Source organism: Armatimonadota bacterium, from assembly GCA_028871815.1.
Taxonomy (GTDB): Bacteria; Armatimonadota; Chthonomonadetes; order Chthonomonadales; family Chthonomonadaceae; genus REEB205.
In genome coordinates, this window is sequence record JAGWMJ010000002.1 from 130,216 (window position 1) to 148,536 (window position 18,321).

General features: G+C 62.8%; 15 protein-coding genes. 3 read left to right on the top strand and 12 right to left on the bottom strand.

All coding sequences use genetic code 11. From position 1 onward, the window contains the following. Positions 1-140: 140 nt before the first annotated feature. From KGJ62_03520 to KGJ62_03570, 11 genes are all read right to left on the bottom strand, one after another. Positions 141-905 carry a phytanoyl-CoA dioxygenase family protein gene (locus KGJ62_03520; protein ID MDE2125636.1) on the bottom strand — a complete coding sequence of 255 codons (765 nt, stop codon included), beginning with the start codon at positions 903-905 and terminating at the stop codon, positions 141-143. 11 nt (positions 906-916) lie between these two features. Beyond that, on the bottom strand, positions 917-3,169 hold the full coding sequence (locus KGJ62_03525; GenBank protein ID MDE2125637.1) for a glycoside hydrolase N-terminal domain-containing protein: 2,253 nt from the start codon (positions 3,167-3,169) through the stop codon (positions 917-919). Then, complete coding sequence (locus KGJ62_03530) at positions 3,166-6,177, bottom strand: hypothetical protein (GenBank protein ID MDE2125638.1); 3,012 nt, start codon at positions 6,175-6,177, stop codon at positions 3,166-3,168. Before KGJ62_03530 ends, KGJ62_03525 begins: the two co-directional genes overlap by 4 nt. Further along, positions 6,174-7,040 (bottom strand): Gfo/Idh/MocA family oxidoreductase, encoded by an 867-nt coding sequence (locus KGJ62_03535; protein ID MDE2125639.1) that lies wholly within the window; start codon positions 7,038-7,040, stop codon positions 6,174-6,176. The genes KGJ62_03530 and KGJ62_03535 overlap by 4 nt, the downstream gene beginning before the upstream one ends. A gap of 560 nt (positions 7,041-7,600) precedes the next feature. Next, entirely contained in the window at positions 7,601-7,798 is a 198-nt protein-coding gene (locus KGJ62_03540; protein MDE2125640.1) for a hypothetical protein, read from the bottom strand. Continuing rightward, on the bottom strand, positions 7,795-9,375 hold the full coding sequence (locus KGJ62_03545; protein MDE2125641.1) for a hypothetical protein: 1,581 nt from the start codon (positions 9,373-9,375) through the stop codon (positions 7,795-7,797). The genes KGJ62_03540 and KGJ62_03545 overlap by 4 nt, the downstream gene beginning before the upstream one ends. A 395-nt stretch (positions 9,376-9,770) precedes the next feature. Then, positions 9,771-10,673: a hypothetical protein gene (locus tag KGJ62_03550; GenBank protein MDE2125642.1), complete on the bottom strand. Its 903-nt coding sequence runs from the start codon at positions 10,671-10,673 to the stop codon at positions 9,771-9,773. A 70-nt stretch (positions 10,674-10,743) separates the two neighbouring features. After that, positions 10,744-11,271 carry a hypothetical protein gene (locus KGJ62_03555; GenBank protein MDE2125643.1) on the bottom strand — a complete coding sequence of 176 codons (528 nt, stop codon included), beginning with the start codon at positions 11,269-11,271 and terminating at the stop codon, positions 10,744-10,746. Between the two features lie 353 nt (positions 11,272-11,624). Then, positions 11,625-12,233, bottom strand: coding sequence for an NAD(P)H:quinone oxidoreductase (wrbA, locus tag KGJ62_03560; GenBank protein ID MDE2125644.1), 609 nt, complete (start codon positions 12,231-12,233; stop codon positions 11,625-11,627). Between the two features lie 66 nt (positions 12,234-12,299). Next, positions 12,300-12,731, bottom strand: a complete 432-nt coding sequence (locus KGJ62_03565; protein MDE2125645.1) for a DoxX family protein — start codon at positions 12,729-12,731, stop codon at positions 12,300-12,302. After that, entirely contained in the window at positions 12,728-13,201 is a 474-nt protein-coding gene (locus KGJ62_03570; GenBank protein MDE2125646.1) for a MarR family transcriptional regulator, read from the bottom strand. Before KGJ62_03570 ends, KGJ62_03565 begins: the two co-directional genes overlap by 4 nt. Positions 13,202-13,433: 232 nt before the next feature. Between KGJ62_03570 and KGJ62_03575 the strand changes: the two genes are divergently transcribed. The 3 genes from KGJ62_03575 to KGJ62_03585 are packed head-to-tail and all read left to right on the top strand — an operon-like array spanning position 13,434 to position 16,881. Further along, on the top strand, positions 13,434-13,961 hold the full coding sequence (locus KGJ62_03575) for a hypothetical protein (protein ID MDE2125647.1): 528 nt from the start codon (positions 13,434-13,436) through the stop codon (positions 13,959-13,961). Between the two features lies 1 nt (position 13,962). Beyond that, a complete protein-coding gene (locus tag KGJ62_03580) occupies positions 13,963-15,513 on the top strand; it encodes a DUF1800 domain-containing protein (GenBank protein MDE2125648.1) in 1,551 nt (516 codons plus the stop codon). 36 nt (positions 15,514-15,549) lie between these two features. Next, entirely contained in the window at positions 15,550-16,881 is a 1,332-nt protein-coding gene (locus tag KGJ62_03585; protein ID MDE2125649.1) for a DUF1501 domain-containing protein, read from the top strand. A gap of 370 nt (positions 16,882-17,251) precedes the next feature. On the opposite strand, the gene KGJ62_03590 is transcribed toward KGJ62_03585, so the two are convergent. Next, positions 17,252-18,226 carry a pentapeptide repeat-containing protein gene (locus tag KGJ62_03590; GenBank protein ID MDE2125650.1) on the bottom strand — a complete coding sequence of 325 codons (975 nt, stop codon included), beginning with the start codon at positions 18,224-18,226 and terminating at the stop codon, positions 17,252-17,254. Between the last annotated feature and the right edge of the window lie 95 nt (positions 18,227-18,321).

The window sequence follows — 18,321 nt, forward strand, 5'->3', positions numbered from 1 at the left end:
GCGTACTCCTCCGGCCGGCGAGATGCACATTAAGTGACACTGCGGCTCTGCTGAAATCGGCGTCGGGATGCCGCAAGCGTGGCGCCCGTCGGTTCGCCGCTATACCGCACCGCGCCTCCTGGAAACGGGCAGCGGCGCTGTCACTCCACGCCGCGAGCCTTGGCCAATGGATCGATGCCGCGCAGCATCATGCCCTGGCCACGCGAGACGTGCGTCTCCACGGTTGGCGGGTCGGATGGGTCGCGCATCTGGATCAGCACGGTGGTGCGCGCCTCCGAACTTGTGTTGACACCGGACCCGTGGATCGTGAGATAGCTGAAAAAGAGCGCCTCGCCGGCCCTGGCCTCACAAGGCGTCGCTTTTGCCACCGGGTACTCATCTATCGGAAGATGCCATCCGCCATTCGGGTTATGTTCCAGTGGACCCAGCTTGTGGCTGCCGGGTACTACGCGCACGCAGCCCTTCTCTTCCGGTGCGTCGTCGAAATGGACGATCGCCGCAATCATCGTGTTGTTGTCGTGTGGGAAGTAGGGATAATCCTGGTGCATCGGAAACGGCGATCCCTTTTCCGGCGGCTTTATAAACATCTTGGTGTGATGCAGTTGCACGTTTGGCGATCCAATGATCTCCGCGGCCGCCGATGTCAGACGGTCATTCACAAGCAGCCTCGTGAACGCGGCGCTGTAGAACTGCACGTTGTGGCAGTGGTAGATAACGGTTTTCTCCGCGGTGGCTACCGCTTCACTGGCGCTTCCCCAGGTGGCGTCGATGTTGGATATGGTGCGTAGGCGCTCCGCTAATTGGTGGCTTTCATCGCGCAGGTGCGTGGCTTCTTCGCGCGATAACAAGGGAACCAGAACGTAGCCATTCTCCTGGTAAAACGCAAGCTGTTCCGACGTGAGCATGCTCATCACCTCTATGTGGCCAGGCGGCCGTCAATCGAACCACCCTTCTTCAGCGTGAATCGAAACTCCTGCCCATCTCGCGCCGGCTGTACACCGCTCCATGTCGGCGTCGCTCCGCCGAACGGGTCGCGCATTCGGTAGGCGCCGCTCACAGTCGCGGCTACGTGCACCCGCACTGTCCGTCCTGCCTGCCTATGGGCAGAGACGACACAGCCGTTTTCCGCTGCCAGCCCGGCGAAGCCGGCGTTCGCCCAGGCGGCCGGCACAGCCGGAAAGATGCGCATCACACCGCCCCAGCTTTGAAAGAGCATCTCGTGAACGGCTTCCATCGCCAGAAAGTTTCCTTCGAGCGTCACCGGGCTATAAGTGAAGCCGCTCAGGCCCGAGTGCGTTTGATCGCCATTTGCATGGAACCCGTTTCTAAGGATGAATGCCTTCACATAGTCACGCAGATACCGGACCGCCGTCTCGCCTTCCGCGCACCGTGCCAGCATGCACGCAAACCACGAAAAGCTGTATCCGCACCACGCTGATGTGCCCAAAGCCTCCAGCTGCTTCAGCGTGGCGGCGATCATGCCGCGCTCAGCTTCCGATCCTTCCACCGAGACCAGGCCGAGCGGGTGAATGGCCATGGCATGGGAAAAGTGACGGTGCGACTCAAAGAACGGCACATTTCTGGCCAGGGCAAGAGCCCCGGTGGCCGGATCCACAGAGAGCGGTGGCAGGCTGCGCGCCGAATGCCGCCAACGCTCGGCCTCGCCGGGGATCTTCAACGCCGCAGCCATCTCGGCAAGCGCCACAAACAGATTGGCGATCAGCGCTGTGTCAAAGTTGCTGTTTGGCGGCAGCCACGCCTTCAGGCTGTTGTCGTAGATCTCCGGGGAGGACGAGAGCGGCAGCCTCAGAGTGCCATCGCCGGCTGGACGCAGGAGATGCAAAAGGGCATCACCGATTTCACGGCAGAACGGATAGTGGGTTTCGCGGAGCGCCTTCGCATCGCGCCGGATTCGCCAGTCACGAATGAATGACTGAGCGATCCAGGCGCCCATGGTTGGCGAATACGAGTACTGCGGCCAGCCGCCGAGTGGCTTGCCGTCCAGCGTCATCACCCCAGGAATTACTGCGCCCGGCGCCCGGTAGAACTCCTTTGCGAACCGCCGGTACTCAGGCAGAAGCCTCTGGTTAAACTCCAGCCAGCCGCTTCCCGAGTCGTTCACGCGGGCGACATGCCAGGCAAGGTATGTCATCTGCGTGTTCAGGTCGTTGTGGTAGTCGCCCTTCCACGGCGGAAGCCCGCCATCATCGGCGGTCCACACGCCCTGAAGCGGCAATGGCGCCTGCTCACTCCTGGCGCCGGCGCCGTAGAGGTACTTCACGAAATCGTATTGCCGCTGAATCGCCGGTTCCGGCGTTCTTACCGATGAACCAGCCCAAAACTGCTTCCACCATCGGTTGTGCTCAGCCGTGAGGCTCACAAAGCTGGCATGGGCGGCGTCGTCCGCGAGTCGGCGGGCGCCGGCCAGCGCCAGATCGGCGCCGGCGGCGGTTACCGCTGCAATGGCCATCCCGGCTGCACCACGCTCCCATGTGGTCCGCTTAGCCAGGATGCACCAGCTGAGAGTGGCGGAACTCCGCTGCGTGAACCACACGCTGTCGGAGTCTGCGCCGTGCGTGGCAGGCTCGTAGTCCAACTGTTTCAGCGCGGGCGGCACCACAAGGTCCAGCGTGCGAAGCGCGCCGGCAATGCGCACAACGGCAACCGGCCTGTTGGGCAGCACCATGCAGTCCACCGACTGCACTCCGCAGTTCACGTGTGCGACGGGTTTCGCCATTGGCAGAGAGAAGAGGCTGGCAGACGCGTCGTCACCAAGCGTCATCTCCAGCCGGCCCGCGGGAATCTTGGTCGGGAAAGCATACTTCGAGTAAGGAGTATCGAAGAGCTGTTCAATGCGTCCAACGTTCTTCGTCGCTACAAACTCTTGCATTGCTGGCCAATTGAAGTCCGGATCCTCCGTCTCAGGAGGCATTCTCAAGTCCCACAATCCGGCAATATCCAAAGAGAGACGGATGCGATTACCGGAACCCCACACCAGACAGCCGAGCAGTCCGTTGCCGAGCGGGAGCGCCTCGTCCCAACGGTCGATCGGACCGGTTAGATGCAGATCCGATGCCGGATCCGGACCGGCAGGCCAGGGCAACTCCGGTGCGCGGGCCGCCAGAAGAGTGGATGCCGTGCCGGCAAGCAATGCTCTACGACTGATCATCGCGCTTGCCCAGCGGACTTCGGTGACATCACCAGCAGCATCCCGCGGAGCGGTGCAACGGGTATCGCTGCGTCCGGCGCGAATGTTGCTGCCGGCTGAAAGTGCTCTATCGCCGGCGCCGTGAGCGTGACGTCGCTGCTGCGGAATCCCAGTTGCCGCCAATCTATCTTCAAGTGGACCTCCACGTTGGTCTTTGCCCAGCTCCCTATCGCAATCATCACGGAGCGCTTCCTGCGGTAAACGGTGGCCAGGACGTTGGGCGTGTCCGTTCGGACGGGACACTGCGGCTGCCAGTAGCCGATCATCCGCGCTCCGGCAATGCCGAACTTGTCCCACTCCTTCCAGATCGGTCGCGGATCAGCGTGGTTCGAGCCGCTTACCCACGGCAAGCGCAGCGTCATACCGTACACCATGCCGAGCCAGCGGTTACCGCCGCCCTGGAGCATGTCGCCCATCAGGCCAAACGGAATGCCGGAGCACTGCACCAGCCACTGATCGGGCGACATATGGTTGTAATCGAAGCCCTCGCCGAACCAGGTCCGGTCTATGTACGGAAAATACTCCGTGTACTGGTTAGCCGGACCGATGGAGAAGAGCGTGTCGGAGTGCAGATCGATGAGGCTGCCGGGGCGCGCGGCGTCCAGCGCTCGCCGCAGCCTCTGGATGATCGAGCGGTTGTAGGCAACATCGTCGAGGTACAGACCGTCGATGTGTGTGCTGCGAGCCATCCAGGCGGCGCCGGCTACGTAGTAGTTGTACCAGCGCGACTCTCCGCTTACCTGAACCGCAGCGTCGATCTGGCCATCCGGTAGCGGTGTATACCATGCCGGCTGATAGTGTGTGCGAAGATGCTCGCGGAGCCATGTGTAGCCGCCGCCTCCACCATCGTAGAGTATCTCGCTGCCAAGGCTTCTGAGCAGCGGCATCTCCAGCGCATGGTTGCTCAGTTCCCGGACCGTGTCGTAGATCTTCACCTTCATCCCGGCAGCGTGCCACCGGTGGGCAAACGTGCGAATGCGCCCGGTGGCGCCCATCGGGTAGTTGATATACGGATTCACCAGGTTGCCCTGATGCACGTTGATAATGTTGACTCCGGCAGCGACGGCTGCCGGATCGGGCGCCGGACTGCCCCCGCTGTGGAAATATCGCTCTGTAAAGTGTTGACGCGTGTTCAGCGGCTTAACCGGCGTGGGCAATATGGCAAACTTCAAGGTCACCGGCGCTCCGGGCTTGAGAATGCGACGACCGGTGAAGGCATCCACCAGCGCTTCGCGTGGGTTTGGTTCACCAATACTACAGCCACCAGCGCCGCCATTGAACCACGCGGGCGGCGGCGCGGGATGGTACAGGTTGAGCAGCGGGCCGGAGTAGCTCGCGCCAAGAAAGCGGAAGTGGAATCCGGCTCGGGCTGAACCGATCCAGAAGCTGCTGTAGGGACCGGTCCACTGCCATAACCAGTGGCTTGGCCGGAATCCACCAGCCAGCCCGATTCCCATGAAGTACCGCGCCTCAGCGCGCCTTACCGGCATCAACAGTTGAACGTCTTTCAGGGGCGCTGCCTGGCGCGCCAGAAGCGTCACGGCGAAGTGGGAGTAGCCGTCGAACTCCTCCCAACCCCGGCACAGGATGACGACGTTACCGCGTACGGCGCGGCTCTGCCACTCGACACGGGCGGGCGTAACACGCGTAAACCGGAGCGCGCCAGACTGCGAGGCGCCTCCCAGGCCCGAGAGGTTCAACTGCAAGGGACCGGCAAGGACGGGGTGGCCGAATGCGCGAATCTGGGCCGGTATGCCGTCGGGGCCCAGCGTCATCGAACGACCTAAGCACTCAATCGTGTTGCCTCTCAATCGCAGCGGTACGTACGGCGGAGTGATCACTTCCCGCTCACCCACGCGGGAGTTCAACCAGCGAGCGCGCGAGAAGGCAGCTGACGAGTGCTCACCATCACCGCGATCGGCAAGCGTGCGCCGGGTTATGCCGAAAACAACGTGGATAGTCTGCGCCGGCGCGTTCGACGGCTTGATGGTCACCGTGCCGGAATAGTCGCCGGGCCTACAACGGCTGGGTACCGACACGCCAAACCAGAGCGGCTGTATGTGCCCTGCCGGCACATCTACGCGCTTGGTGAACCGGCTGCCGTTCGGGCCAACACCGCCGAGATTGAAACAGGTGATGTCTGCAGCCGGAATCGCGCGGCCGGAGGGTCCGCGCATCGCACTGCAGACCGCTCGGATGTTGGAGAGAGCACCACGACTTGCCCAAACGCCAAGCTGGTAGGTGGCATACTGGTTTTGCGCGAGGCCGCGCAGATTCAGCGTTTCGTTCGGCCGCTTCCCGATCCATCGCAGCGGCACGTTGTTGCGCATCCAGATCGGATGTGCCGCGTCTTCACCAAAGAGAAAGTAACTTTCCGGATTGCGGGCAATGAACGCCGCCGTCTCCTGCGGTGTGGCGCATACCTCCATCGGCGCGTCGTTGTCGAATGCCGAGCGCGACTCAAACCGCACCACCGTCGCGGCCGGCAGATCCCGCCACATGCCGGTCGTTAATCCGTGTGCATCCAGGCCGGATTTCACCAGCCACGAGGCGTCCGCGCGATTCGTGGGTTGCGTGTACCCACCGCTATATCCGCCATAGTTCAGCCATACGTTATGCTGCAGGTAGTAGATAGCATAGTCGCCGGGACCCGCAGTCGGCTGAAATACCACTTCCGCCTCAAATCGGTCACCCTGGATCCGGACTTCATTCTGAATGGGTTGGCCGCCACCCAGGGGCGTCACCAGAACGGCTTTGGCCGCAGTATCGTGGTCGCGTCTCCGCCACATGAGGCGGACGCGAACCGCGGCTGCCGTATTGCTGACGTGGACAATGGCGCGCTGGGATCCCAGTTTGGCCGGCCAAGGTGAAGCGGTGACGATACGAGGCGTTTGAGCTGCTGCTGCGCTTGAGGCCAACAGCGTGCCGACGGCGACGGAGTGCCAACATTGCCAACCGCGTCCGGTCAAAGGTCGGCTCCGGTCGCGAGCTTCACCCAGGCGCCGTCTTTGCTCTGTGATTGGTCGGCCGCCTCAAGAATGGCAACTACCGCTAACGCGTCGACAACCGGCATATCCGGCTCGTGAGTCTGGAAGAATCGCACCACTGCCTCGAGTTGATTGGCATAGAAGGCGTCGTACTTGCGCACTTCGCCGGTTCTGAACTGGCGGCCACGGCGGATGCCAAACTGCCATGAGAAGAGCTCGTATCCGTTCTCGCAATCATGTACTTCAATCGTCGCCCGGCGGCCACCGTAATCCAGCGCAATCAACCGGCTCTCCGGCGTGCCGGTGTCGGCCAGGCGCATGGCGCCGCCGCCCATCCCGCGCACGATTGGCGATACGGAGTGGATGCCATAGCCTTGCCACTTGCCCATACCACGCACGAACATCTCATCCGGCGGGCCATCCGCTAACTCCAGCGCCTCCGTCAGTTCGGCTGCATAGCGCAGCGCCGAGGAGCATAGAAGCGGCGCGCCATTCTGCTGTGCCAGCTCGACGATCTCACGCGCTTCGGCCAGCGTTGGCGCCAGGTACTTGTCAACAAACATCGGCTTTCCGAACGGCGCGATCTGGCGGCATAACCGCGCGTGGTCTTCAATATTGTCGGGCGCAAGGCACATCACGGCATCCGCCATCGATACCGCTTCCTCGATAGACGACGCGCGCGGCACCTCGTTGTCGCGGCACCAGTCGCCGTCACCGGAGTCGATCTCCCAGGCAGCCGCTACCTCACCGCCGGATCCCGCGGTACCGCTCCGCATCTGCTTCAGGAACGTGTCGGCATGCCAGTTGTGCAAATGGTGGTCAATGAATGCAATTCGAACGTTCATCGCAACTCTCTCCCGCGCTCAGGCGTTGCCGATGGCCGCCAGCCGACTCTATTGAGATCATCCGACGGTTCCGCGCGGCTCGGCTGTTGGCTGCATCTGGCGATCGCATGCAGATTCGCCAAAACATCGGGATACCACTGCTTGAACTGGCAAAACGGAAAGTGCACGGGAACGCCGGCGTAAACGCGTTGCCAACGGGATTCCAGGGCCCGGCGTCCGGGTCAATGTCAACGCGGTCCGCAGGTTACGGACAAACGCAAAGATAAGTCATTCGCGCACCTGGAATAAAGGCCGGTCGCGAGATACTACAACTGCTGCATTGCACGGGCGACTTCGCCCGTTTGACGCGCCGACAAAGCTCAAGCGGCTCGACTCAATGTGCTGGAGCGAGGTTCAAACGGCGCTCCAGCCGCGACACCGTGCCGGTCAACGGCAGCAACCATGTACGGCCGAAACAGCAGCACCGGATCCGTCGCGTGTGCCGTCCGCCGCGCCTGCCAGGCGCTCATGGCCGCTCCCGCACGGTTCCGGCTCGAAGCACACATGCGACGCAGCGGTGGCTACTTGCCTTTGCCGTGTGTTTCCTGGCCGTCATCACAAACCAGCGAGCTGACGCATGCAGCGCCGATTATGGCGTTGTGGTTTGGCGGCACCGCGGCCCGCGAAGGCTGACCGGCGGCAAACACCATCAGCGCGGTGAGCCCCAGGGAAACCGCGACCAGTGTCAATCGGCGTCGTAGCGAAGTGAATCGATTCATCGTTCTGTCTCCAGTTCTCCGAGTTCGCCCTGCAGCCAGCCCAGCCATCTCACCAGGTCGGCGTCGCGAATTTGGAAAAGTGTCTGCAAAAATCGCTCGGCCCGGCATTCCGGCGTGTTGTTTTGCAACACCACATCCATCACGTCGCGTGCCTCGCGGTAGTAGTGATCCTTTACGTATGCCAAGATCAGATTGCAAGCGCGCATCGGAGTCGGCGTTTCCATCGCCAATCGTGCATACCACGCCGCTTGTTGCAGGTTCGCCTCGCGGTTCCGGCCCGCGTCGTACCACGTCAGGTAGATGTCGGCCGCGTTGGTGGCCGCTATCAACCGGTGATCACCGGAATTTGAACTGTCAACGATCTCCAGGTAGACGTTGAGTGCATCACGCAGGTTGCCCATCTGGCTCAGCATTACGCCAACCTCGTTGTACGCTGCCACAAACTCGGGCTCTTTTTGCCACGCCTGCCGGTACAGCTTCGCAGCCGCTTCCAGGTTCCCGGCGCGCCGCGCCGCCTGAGCCTGCTCATACAACGCCTGTGCCTCCGGATCCCGGGCACATGGGTTATCGCCCAACGTATAGGTATCCATCACGCGCATTGCTTCGCGCATTTCGGGCGATGGCGGAGCGGCGGGTCCCGGCAGGGAGAGCTCGTTCACAACGGCCTCATCCACGTTGCCCTCCGGATGACCGGCGGCGGCAGCTCGTTCACGCCACGAGCTCGTCAGAAGCCGTGACATAAGGTCGCTCTGCTGCGCTGCAGAGAGTGACATCGCCGATTTGGAGGATCGTTGTCGCACGCGGCCAGTCCTCTGCCGGGCCAATATCTGAATGTAGATGTTATCCGGTCCGCATTCGCGTGTGATCAGCGTCGCGAGGGCGGCCCGTGCGCGGCAAACGGTTTGCCGCTCGCGATCCGTTTCGGGCTCAACCCGCTGGTTATTCTCACGACTCCGCTCGCGCGCGATATCCCTCTGTATGGCGGCCAGATAGTTCGCGGGGATCTTGGCCAATGCGGCGCGGAAGGCCCGGCGGAAGGCTTCGCGCTCATCCTGATCGATCACCATATCTTCCGGCCGGCTCTCGGGCGATTGGTCCGCCAGCGCATCGGCCAGGCTCAGGCCCGTTTCTCCACCGCCGGAATCACGCCCCAGTGGCGCATCCAGCGAAACTGTGGCCGGAACCCGTCGCTCCAGTCGCTCTGCATCGCGAATCACGGAGTAGATGCACCGCACCAGGTACGCAACGGGGTCGGGGAAGAGGCTGTCTACCGCCTGGTCGAACGGCTTGCCGGCGGCAGCGGGCGATTTGGCATAGTTGCGGACGGCGACGCGCGCCATCTTACGGAGCGACTCCTCAAGGGCCGCGTAGCAGTCGTTCGCGCTGATCCGTGAAACGACGGTGCGCCCATCGGGCATCGTTCGCGGGCCGCTGATTACGCCAATGGCGCGGGCTGCATACCTGCGCAGCAGAACCTCAGCCGCAGTTACGGGGTCGGGTACTGCCTCGGCAACGCCAACCGCTTCACGGTTGACTGTTTCACCTAAAACCTGTTCTCTTATCGCGGAGTTACGCATCGCTTTAACAGATGCCTCCTGCTCACAAAGCCCGGGCAGTTGCAGGTACTTCCATAGAACCTACGATGCTCCGTCCGCTTCGTGACACCCGCCTGCCGAAATCCCTGTCCGTCGGTCCATTTCGGCTGTTGCCGGCGAGCTCTGTATGCACTCACAGACGACGCGGTGCAGAGATTGTTCTGCCCAATTGTCTTAAAGAGTCTTAAGTGTGACCTATACCGCATCCGGGTTGTTACCACCCGAGCATGGGACAACGTGGCCCGGCATGCCTCTGCCCACAGCTGCCTGGATGATGGCGGCGGGGTAGAGTCGCGGCGAGCGGTCGACGGTACCGGCAGAGAGGAAACCTGATCGGGTAAGCGCGGACGTGCCAAACCGCTGCGCGGATGCAGATGTCATGCCGGGGTTTGTGCGGGGTTCGGCGCATCCGCGGTGGCCGGCAGCAACAGCTCATTTTCGGCGCTCGGCGCCGGCGAAGCGCGGAGCATCGTGGCGCCGTTACCGGTCGTGGCGCCTGCCGACCGGAGCAGTTCGTTCGGGGCGTTCCTGTTCCTGGCGGCAACCCGAAGCAGCGGTAGGATATCTTGAGCGCGCGCGACTACCTGCCGCGGAATCCTCTCCCGGGGCCCGGCGCCAGCCAGCTTCTCCACCGCCGGGATGCACGTTTCATCGCCAATTTGCGACCATGCCGCCAGAATCGCCAGTGCAAGATCCGGGTGTTGCCGCGCGGTGGTCGAAAGCTGATTGTTCAACAAGGCGCGTTGGGCGGCATTCAGCATTGCTCGGTCGGAGTTGCGAAGCGTTGGCAGCAGGGAAACGAGCGAATGGTGTGCCAACGCGGTGCACTCCTTGTCTTTATGCCGAAGCGCATCCGCCATCGGTCCCACGATTCGTCGATCACGGGATGCGCCCAGGACGCGCAGCATAAGGCGCTCGCCGTACGTCGGCACGAGCAAGCTCCCGAATACTCCGACGACGGCAGCGCCGATGACCAAAGTTGGCACGACTATCGGAAGGCCAGTGTACATGCGTAGATGGCTGATGCGGCTCACCAACAGGAGCAAGGCAATGAGGGGGAGGGCATTGAGAATACGCTCCTGGATGGCGCGGCGGAACTGCTTGCGCCGCGTCCGCCGGTCTCCAATAATTGCCAGAACGGCCTCGACGTCGTCCGGTCCCAGCGACTCCACCACCAGGTTGGCCGGTGCGCGCACTTCCTTACGGTTACTGCTGAGCGCCTCCAGCGCTGCCTGGAGCTCTGCCTGACGGGGTGTGGTGGTTGGGACGGATGGTTCCATGATCAGTCGGTCCGCGCGGAGGCTTAACGGTACGGCCAGTTATGGCCTTCCGCGACTGAAATGCCGCGCGCTAGCCGCCGCCGAAGTGAACCTCAGTCCCGTTCACATTCATCCGCGAGTTGGCAACCTTCAGCAGCCGAAACTTCCAAACGCCACCAGTCTTGGCCAGTTCGGCATGGTAGGTGGTTTTCAATTTGAAAAGCTTTTGCGCGGCTTTCGTCGCGCCTTTCTGGTGCGGCGCTGGGCTGGGCAGCTCCGCAACGAATACGACAACCATCTCCTCCGTGGCAGCTTTACCTTTGAGCTTGAGGCCGGATTGCTGGACCGTGACCGACCTCATTTTGCCGATCCGTTGATAGCCGGATCGCATTGTGGACTCCAGTTCGGCGCCGGTCTCCGATTTGCCCTCGGCAATCGAGTGAAAGTCCGGCGTTTCCAGCTTTCGGAATGCAGCGGCATTCTTATTCATGATCGTGCCCTTCAAGCGGCCGAGAAGCGCCGCAATCTGCGCCCTGTCGCTGCCTGCTGCCGCAGCGCAAGTGGCTGTGAGAACTGACGCGGAAAGGCCGACAGAACCGATGACTCGTTGCAGTCGCATGAAAGAGTCCCCCTTCTCAAGCATTGTACTCCAGCGCCGGCGGAAGCCTCGGGACCGCGGAAGCGATTAATCCGAGTGTTTCAGGATCCTTCGCATTATCTGACCGGGCGTCGGCGCCGGACGAAAGCGCGAGTCGCTTCAGGAGACGCCGCTGCTGCCTATGGCCTGGATGCTCCCGGCGCGCGCTTCCGTATACAGGTGGTCGTCGACTGTCGGCCCCGGAGCCCAAATGACTGCCGCAGGCAGTGGCGCCGCGCGCAAAAACGCCCGGGTTGACGGGGGAGCATCCACCGTCAACCCGGGCATCTTGAAGTCTCGCGCCACACAAAGTGACCCGAAGGGATCCGTTATAGTTATGACGCCTTCAGGGCTTTAGCAACCCTGGCAACTTTGGCGCCCTGATGGCGTGCTACAGCCAGGTCGCCCTCCGTCGGCGGGCGATCGGCGTTCGCGGAAACCGACGTCGCACCATATGGCGAGCCTGCCTGGAAGGTCTCCTGGACGTCGTAGCCGGGAGGAACGATAATCATGCCGAAGTGCGCCATCGGTACATAGAGCGTAAGGATGGTGGTCTCGTTGCCGCCGTGGAGCGAGGAGGTGGAGACAAAAGCGCTGCCAACCTTGCCACTCAGCGCGCCTTTGGCCCAGAGTCCGCCAAGCGAATCGATGTAAGACTTCAGCTCTGCGGAAGCGTTACCGAACCGCGTCGGCGTGCCGAAGACGATAGCGTCCGCTGCCTCCGCATCCGCCGCGGTGGGCGCAGGGTAACTCTCCTTCAGCCGTGCCCGGTTCTCGGCCCAACCGGGTACGCCGGCGATAACGGCATCTCCCAGGAACTCGTCTACTCGCCGAAGCAGCACCGTGGCGCCTTCGGACCGCGCTCCCTCGGCAACAGCTTCGGCCAGCTGTGCAGTGTTGCCATTGCGCGAATAGAATGCAATCAATACTCGAACAGGATCCATCTCTCTCATTCCTTTCTGTGTGCTCTAAGCGGCCGGCAGGGCCGACCGATATCCTCAAACTTGCGCCTACACACTGCGCTTGCGTCGCATCCATTGCTCAACCGGAATCCGGTACGAGCCCGGCCCGGCCACCAGGATCGCCGAGGCTACCAGCGCCTGGGTCAGCGCGTACTCCATGCCGCCATGGGCGATGTCAAACTTCGGCCAGTGCACCGTCGCGATCGCGCCCAGCATCACCAGCAGAATGCCGGCCGCGCCTGGCCTTGCCAGAATGCCGGTCAGCATTGCGACGCCGCCTGCGAACTCCGCGATTCCCACAAGTGCCGCGACCGCCGGCGGCTGATGCATGAACTGCGCGAATCCTGCGATGCCGGGTCCGTCAAACGCATTGAACAGGATTCCGGAACCGTGGTAGAGAAACGCCGCGGCTGCACCAAGTCGTATGAGCAGCAAAGCGACATCGGTCCGCTTGCCGTCACTTGTTCGATCTGAGTTCATGGCTCGTCTCCGTGGCCTTCGGCGGCCCACAGACCCAGCTTGCGCAGCAGTGATGCGGCCTGGTCCTGTTCCTCGGCGTTCAAGCCGCCCAGAGCTTCGGCGATCACCGCGGCGTGCCCGGGGAATACCGCATCCAGTCGTGCCCGTCCTGCCTCGGTGAGTACGGCATACTGCACACGGCGATCCTTGGGACACGGCTCGCGAACGACCGTGCCTTCGCGTACCAGGGCATCCACAACGTATGTCACGCTGCCCGTGGCCATCAAGAGGCGCCGGGCGATATCGTGAAGCGGTGTTGGACCACGGTGGTAAAGCATCTCCAGCACACCGAACTCCGTCAGGCTCATGCCGCGGCTCAGAATGTCTCTCCTCGCGCGCTCCGAGACGGCCCGGTGGGCACGAGCGAGGACCACCCAGAGATGCAGGGCGCGACCTGTCTCTCGATCGTCTGTTGGTAGCTCCTCCGACATCGTTGGCGGCTCCCGCTCAATTACTTCGATGCTGAATATCTCGAAGTCAAACTAGTGTACGATCCAGCATGGCACAAAGTGCCGTCAATGGCGGATGTGGCTTAATTCACATGCGGGCGACCGAAACCAACTGCCACGCAGGATGGTAGTGCAGGTATCCGGCACGCCGGCTTAAGCGATGCCGACCATTCGAACCGCGACACGCGCCCGTGGGGCGCAGGGAGATCGTGCTATGACACTTGCCCAGGTTCAAGCGGCTGTTGCCCTGGTGGCGGCCCTGATATTTACGGCTGGCGGACTCATGGTGGCTGTTGCTCTGCTTGCTCCAAGCGCAGCTCGCCGAGCGCAAGCCGCGGTGCGCGACACTCCAGCTGCCTGTATCGGCACCGGCGTTTTGTTGCTGGCGGTTCTGGTCGTGGCCTGGATCATCTTTCGAATTCCCAATCCGCTGGCAAAGCTGGCAGGGCTTGCGCTGCTCCTGGCCATTGGCGGCGTGCTTTGCGTGGGGCTCGCCGGCATCGCCCTGCTCACGGGAGCTCGCATTGGCGAAATGGCCGGCGCTCGCACCGATTTCGGCATGCTCGTACGTGGCAGCGTGGTGTTGAGCCTGGCGGCATTCTTCCCACTGATTGGTTGGTGGCTGTTCTCGCCGGCGCTGGTGGCTGCGTCGCTGGGAGCAGGCGCTCGCGCGCTTCTGGCCCGGCCGCGGCCGGCAACCAATTCCACGCCGCAGTTCGACGTTCCCGGTACGGTTTCGTAACGTGAGCGCCGAATTCGCCGCGCCGGAAGCTCGCCGAAGTGAGTCGCCGCTCATGCGCGGAGCGGCGGGTGTGGCCGTGCTCGCGGCCGGCGCTGCTATCGCCCTTGAGGCTACGGAGGCTGCTCGAACCGAGTGGCGGGGTGTCCAGCCGCCCTCGGCAAACGGATGGAGGCTGCCGCCGTCAAGTGCAGCCGGCGCCGAAGCGGCTCATGTTCTGAACCGTGTGGCGTTCGGCGGCCGACCTGGCGACACAGCGGCGGTGGCCGAAATGGGACCCCAAGGCTGGATCGAGACGCAGCTTGCCGCGGATCTGCCCGATCCGGGCGTGGTTGCCCTTCGCACCGCCGGCCTGGACGTTCTGCAAAATGCGCAGGACGCTCCCGATGCACTCTATGGTATGTCGGACGATGAGTTAGTCACCGAGACCGGCAGGGCTGCCCTGGTGCGCGCCATTTACGGCGCGAACCAGCTGCGGGAGGCCATGGCCGATTTCTGGACGAACCACTTCAACATCTACGCACTCAAAAACGATGGCCGAGTCCTGATTCCGCTCGATGTCGAGCGGGTGATCCGGCCGAATGCATTGGGCCGTTTCGACCGCCTCCTTGCAGCCACCGCCCAAAGCCCGGCGATGCTGGGATATCTGGATAACGCTCTGAACCGCAAGGGCGTACCAAACGAGAACTACGCGCGGGAGCTCCTGGAACTCCACACCGTTGGGGTGAACAGCGGCTACACGCAGCGCGATATCTACGAGGTTGCCCGCTGCTTCACGGGCTGGACCCTCCGTGGCGGATGGCGTCGCGGTGAGTTCGTGTTCAACCGCGCAATGCACGATTCCGGCGCCAAGGCTTCGCCTTTCCTCGGCATCACCATACCGGCCGGCGGCGGCATACAGGATGGCCGGGCGGTGCTGGCCGCGGCGGCGCATCATCCCGCCACTGCGGCACATATCGCGTCGGAACTCTGTATCCGGTTTCTCGGCACTCCACAACCTGTGATTGTGCGAGCGGCTGCGGCTGCCTATCTGAAGTCCGGAACCGATATCCGGGCGACACTTCGGCCCATCCTCTTGGACGGCCTCTTTATGCCGGATGCGGCGGCGCCGCTGCTGAAACGCCCATTGGACTATGTGACTTCGGCTCTGCGCGCCACCGCGGCCGATACCGATGGTGGCGGCCCTATTCAGCAGGGACTCGCCTCCATGGGCCAGCCACTCTATCAGTGGCCGATGCCCGATGGATTCCCCGAAAAAGCCTCTGCATGGCGCTCGAGCCTGCTGCCCCGATGGCAGTTTGCTATCGAGCTTTGCGTGGGTGGAATCGGTGGCACGCGCCTGGACCTGAACGCACTGGCCCGGCACGCCACCACGCCCGAGGCAACCGCGGACGCGCTGATCGGCGCGACGCTGGGTGTCGCGCCACAGTCGGAGCCAGTGGCGTCGCTCCGCCGCGCTCTCGTCGCGGAGCTGGCCTCACCGGGCGACGAACCTGATTCGCTGGGACGGGCTGCGGCGCTGCTGCTGGCTTCGCCTCAATTTCAGTGCCGATGAGAGCTCAGCTCCTCCCGCCTGCAAAGTGAGGACACCGTGAACACAATACTTTCCCGCCGTCAGGTGATATCCGGCGCGGCCCTTGCAGCGGCAGCCGGCGCTGCCCAGGGCTTCGGTTCTCCGGCTTCGGCGCTTGCCGAAGTTACGCTCAACTCAGACCCGGCTGCCGGCAGTAAAAACGCGCTGATCGTAATCTTCTTGCGCGGGGGCGCCGACGGTCTGAACGTCATCCCACCGCACGGCGATGACGATTACTACCGGCTCCGCCCCAGCATCGCCATTCGCAGGCCCTCCGACAAGAGCGTCGCTCCAACTGCGCGCGCGCTCGATCTGGACGGGTATTTCGGCCTTCACCCTGCGCTTGCGCCGTTGCTTCCGTTTTACCATGGCGGCTCGCTCCTGCCCATTCACGCTGTTGGGTCGGGCGACCAAACGCGATCACACTTCGAGGCGATGGCTACCGTGGAGCGTGGTCTCTACCGTGATGCCGGCCCCGCCAGCGGTTGGCTGGCGCGATTCCTGTTGGCCGATCCTGAAGTCAACGAGTCGCCACTGCGCGCTGTGGCCGTTTCCGACACCATGCCCGATTCCCTTCGCGGCGCCTCCGGAGCGACGGCGCTTGAGGACCTGTCGGCTTATCGCCTGCGCAACCTGGCGCCAACCGGGGCGAGCGGAATACGGCACCATTCCGACGATTTGGGTATGGAACGAGCGCTCGCAAAGCTCTACGCCACGGGAACCACCGTGGAAGGCGCAACCGGCGTGATGCTGCGGGCTTCCGGCCGTGAGACGATCGCGGCGCTCGATGCAGTCCGGCGCCTGGATCCGGAAACGTACCGCCCGCGCGCCGGAGTTGAATACCCGCAAAACGACGTCGGCAACGCACTTCGCCAGGTAGCCTGCCTTGTGAAAGGTCGGGTTGGGCTGGAGGTTGCGTGCCTGAACATGGAGGGTTGGGATACGCACGTGGCACAGGGATCCGACACCGGATGGCAGGCCGGACGTCTGAGTCACCTGGCGCTTGCCTGCGCGGCGTTTGCCCAGGATCTTGGGTCGCGCATGAGCGGCGTCACGCTGGTTACGATGACGGAGTTCGGCCGGCGCGCCTACGAAAACAGCGGGTTGGGCACCGATCATGGCCGCGCGAGCTTTATGTTCCTGCTGAGCGGGGCGGTTAAAGGCGGTCGCGTCGTTGCAGATTGGCCGGGCCTCGCCGCGCATCAACTGGAGGGTCCGGGCGACCTGCACGTCACGACGGACTATCGTGACGTGCTGGCCGAAATACTGGTTAGCCGCCAGCATTGCACAGACATTTCGCAGGTGTTTCCTGCGTTCGCGCCGCGTCGACTAGATTTGATCGACGCCTGACGCGCAGCTTGAATTGGAACGGAATCTCCGGGCGGACAATTGACGCAGGAGGTCGGCCCGCCGTGTCAAACCTCCGTTGTGGAAACACGCAGCACGGCAAGCAATCCTCGCTTCCCGCTGAAGCATAGGCCAGCCCTCGCAAAGAATCTTCACAACAACGGCCACCACGGCTTCCTTCCGTCCGGCAGGTTTCCGAACGATGCCATCCGGCATAGCGCCGAGCGTGTTGAGATGGCTATGCGTGAGGGCTGCCGGCCCGGTCTTGAATGCTTCCGTGCGCCGACGGCGGGCGCACTCACTGACCCGCTGTGCGGTGGCGAACGCCCCGGCTGCAACGGCGGGGTGAAGACGCGCAATAGCCCGCTCCCGCCTACGGCAGCAGCCGGTCCTTCGGGTCCATGGCGTTTACTTCCTGCGTGGTGCGCAAAACGCCCCAGCTGCGCAGCAGGTCGAGGATCTCCTGCAGACCGTCGGTGCCGACGTCCGACGCGATCTCCGTCTTCCTCCACACGCCGAACCGCTGACGCGCGCCCGCCCACTGCAGTTCGTGCTCGCGCAGCGCACGGATACCAAGCCATCCTGTCTCGGTGCGGCTCTCGATCACCGAGATCACGCGCGCAACCGTTTGCGGAAATTGGTCGATTACAAAATGGTCGTCGTCCTCAGGGAACAGCACGCGGTCGAGATTCAGTTTCCGAAAGTCGGTCAGCCAAAACCGGGACTTACGAAGATCGACGTTGATCATCTCGTTTGGAGGAAACTCGCCGGGTGGCCAGGCATCGCGCGCGAAGATCACTTCGCGCAGTTCACCTTCAAAGACGCAATCGATAAAATTGCTGCCCCAAAACTCGACCTTCCTGAGTCGGGTGTTTCTGAAGATGCAGTTGGTAAATGTAGATTTGTGCGAAAACGCCCGGCGCAGGTCAGCCTGGGTGAAGTCGACATTCACGTACGTGTCGCAGTAGCCGTCCTCCATGGTGCCGAGCGCAGCGCCCCGCATATCGGCCCCGCGGAAGCTGACGTTCTCGAGGCGCGTGGCCCAGATACGCAGGTCGGCGAGCACACAGTCATCGAATACACAATCCTCGATAATCCCATAGAGGAAACGCAGGCTTGGCAGGGTGGCCCCGGCGAAGTCAATACTGGTCCAGTGGAATCGCTCGAGTTCCGTGTACCACGTCAGCTCTCCCGCATCAAGCCCTTCGATCTTCGTGACGTTGACGAGGGAGGGCTCGGCCAGCTTGAGGCCGCGCATATCGAGCCGGCCATTGACGAGTTCCTCCTTCAGTCCGCTGAGGTCCCCACCCTTTTTCATCCGCTCCCAGATTGTGAGTTTGCTGTCCATGTTCAGGTGTCAGTAGTGGATCAGAATGCCGATACCGAACCGCTGGCTGTATTTTGACACCTGGTCGGCGAACCCAGAGCGCGGGCGGAATCGTC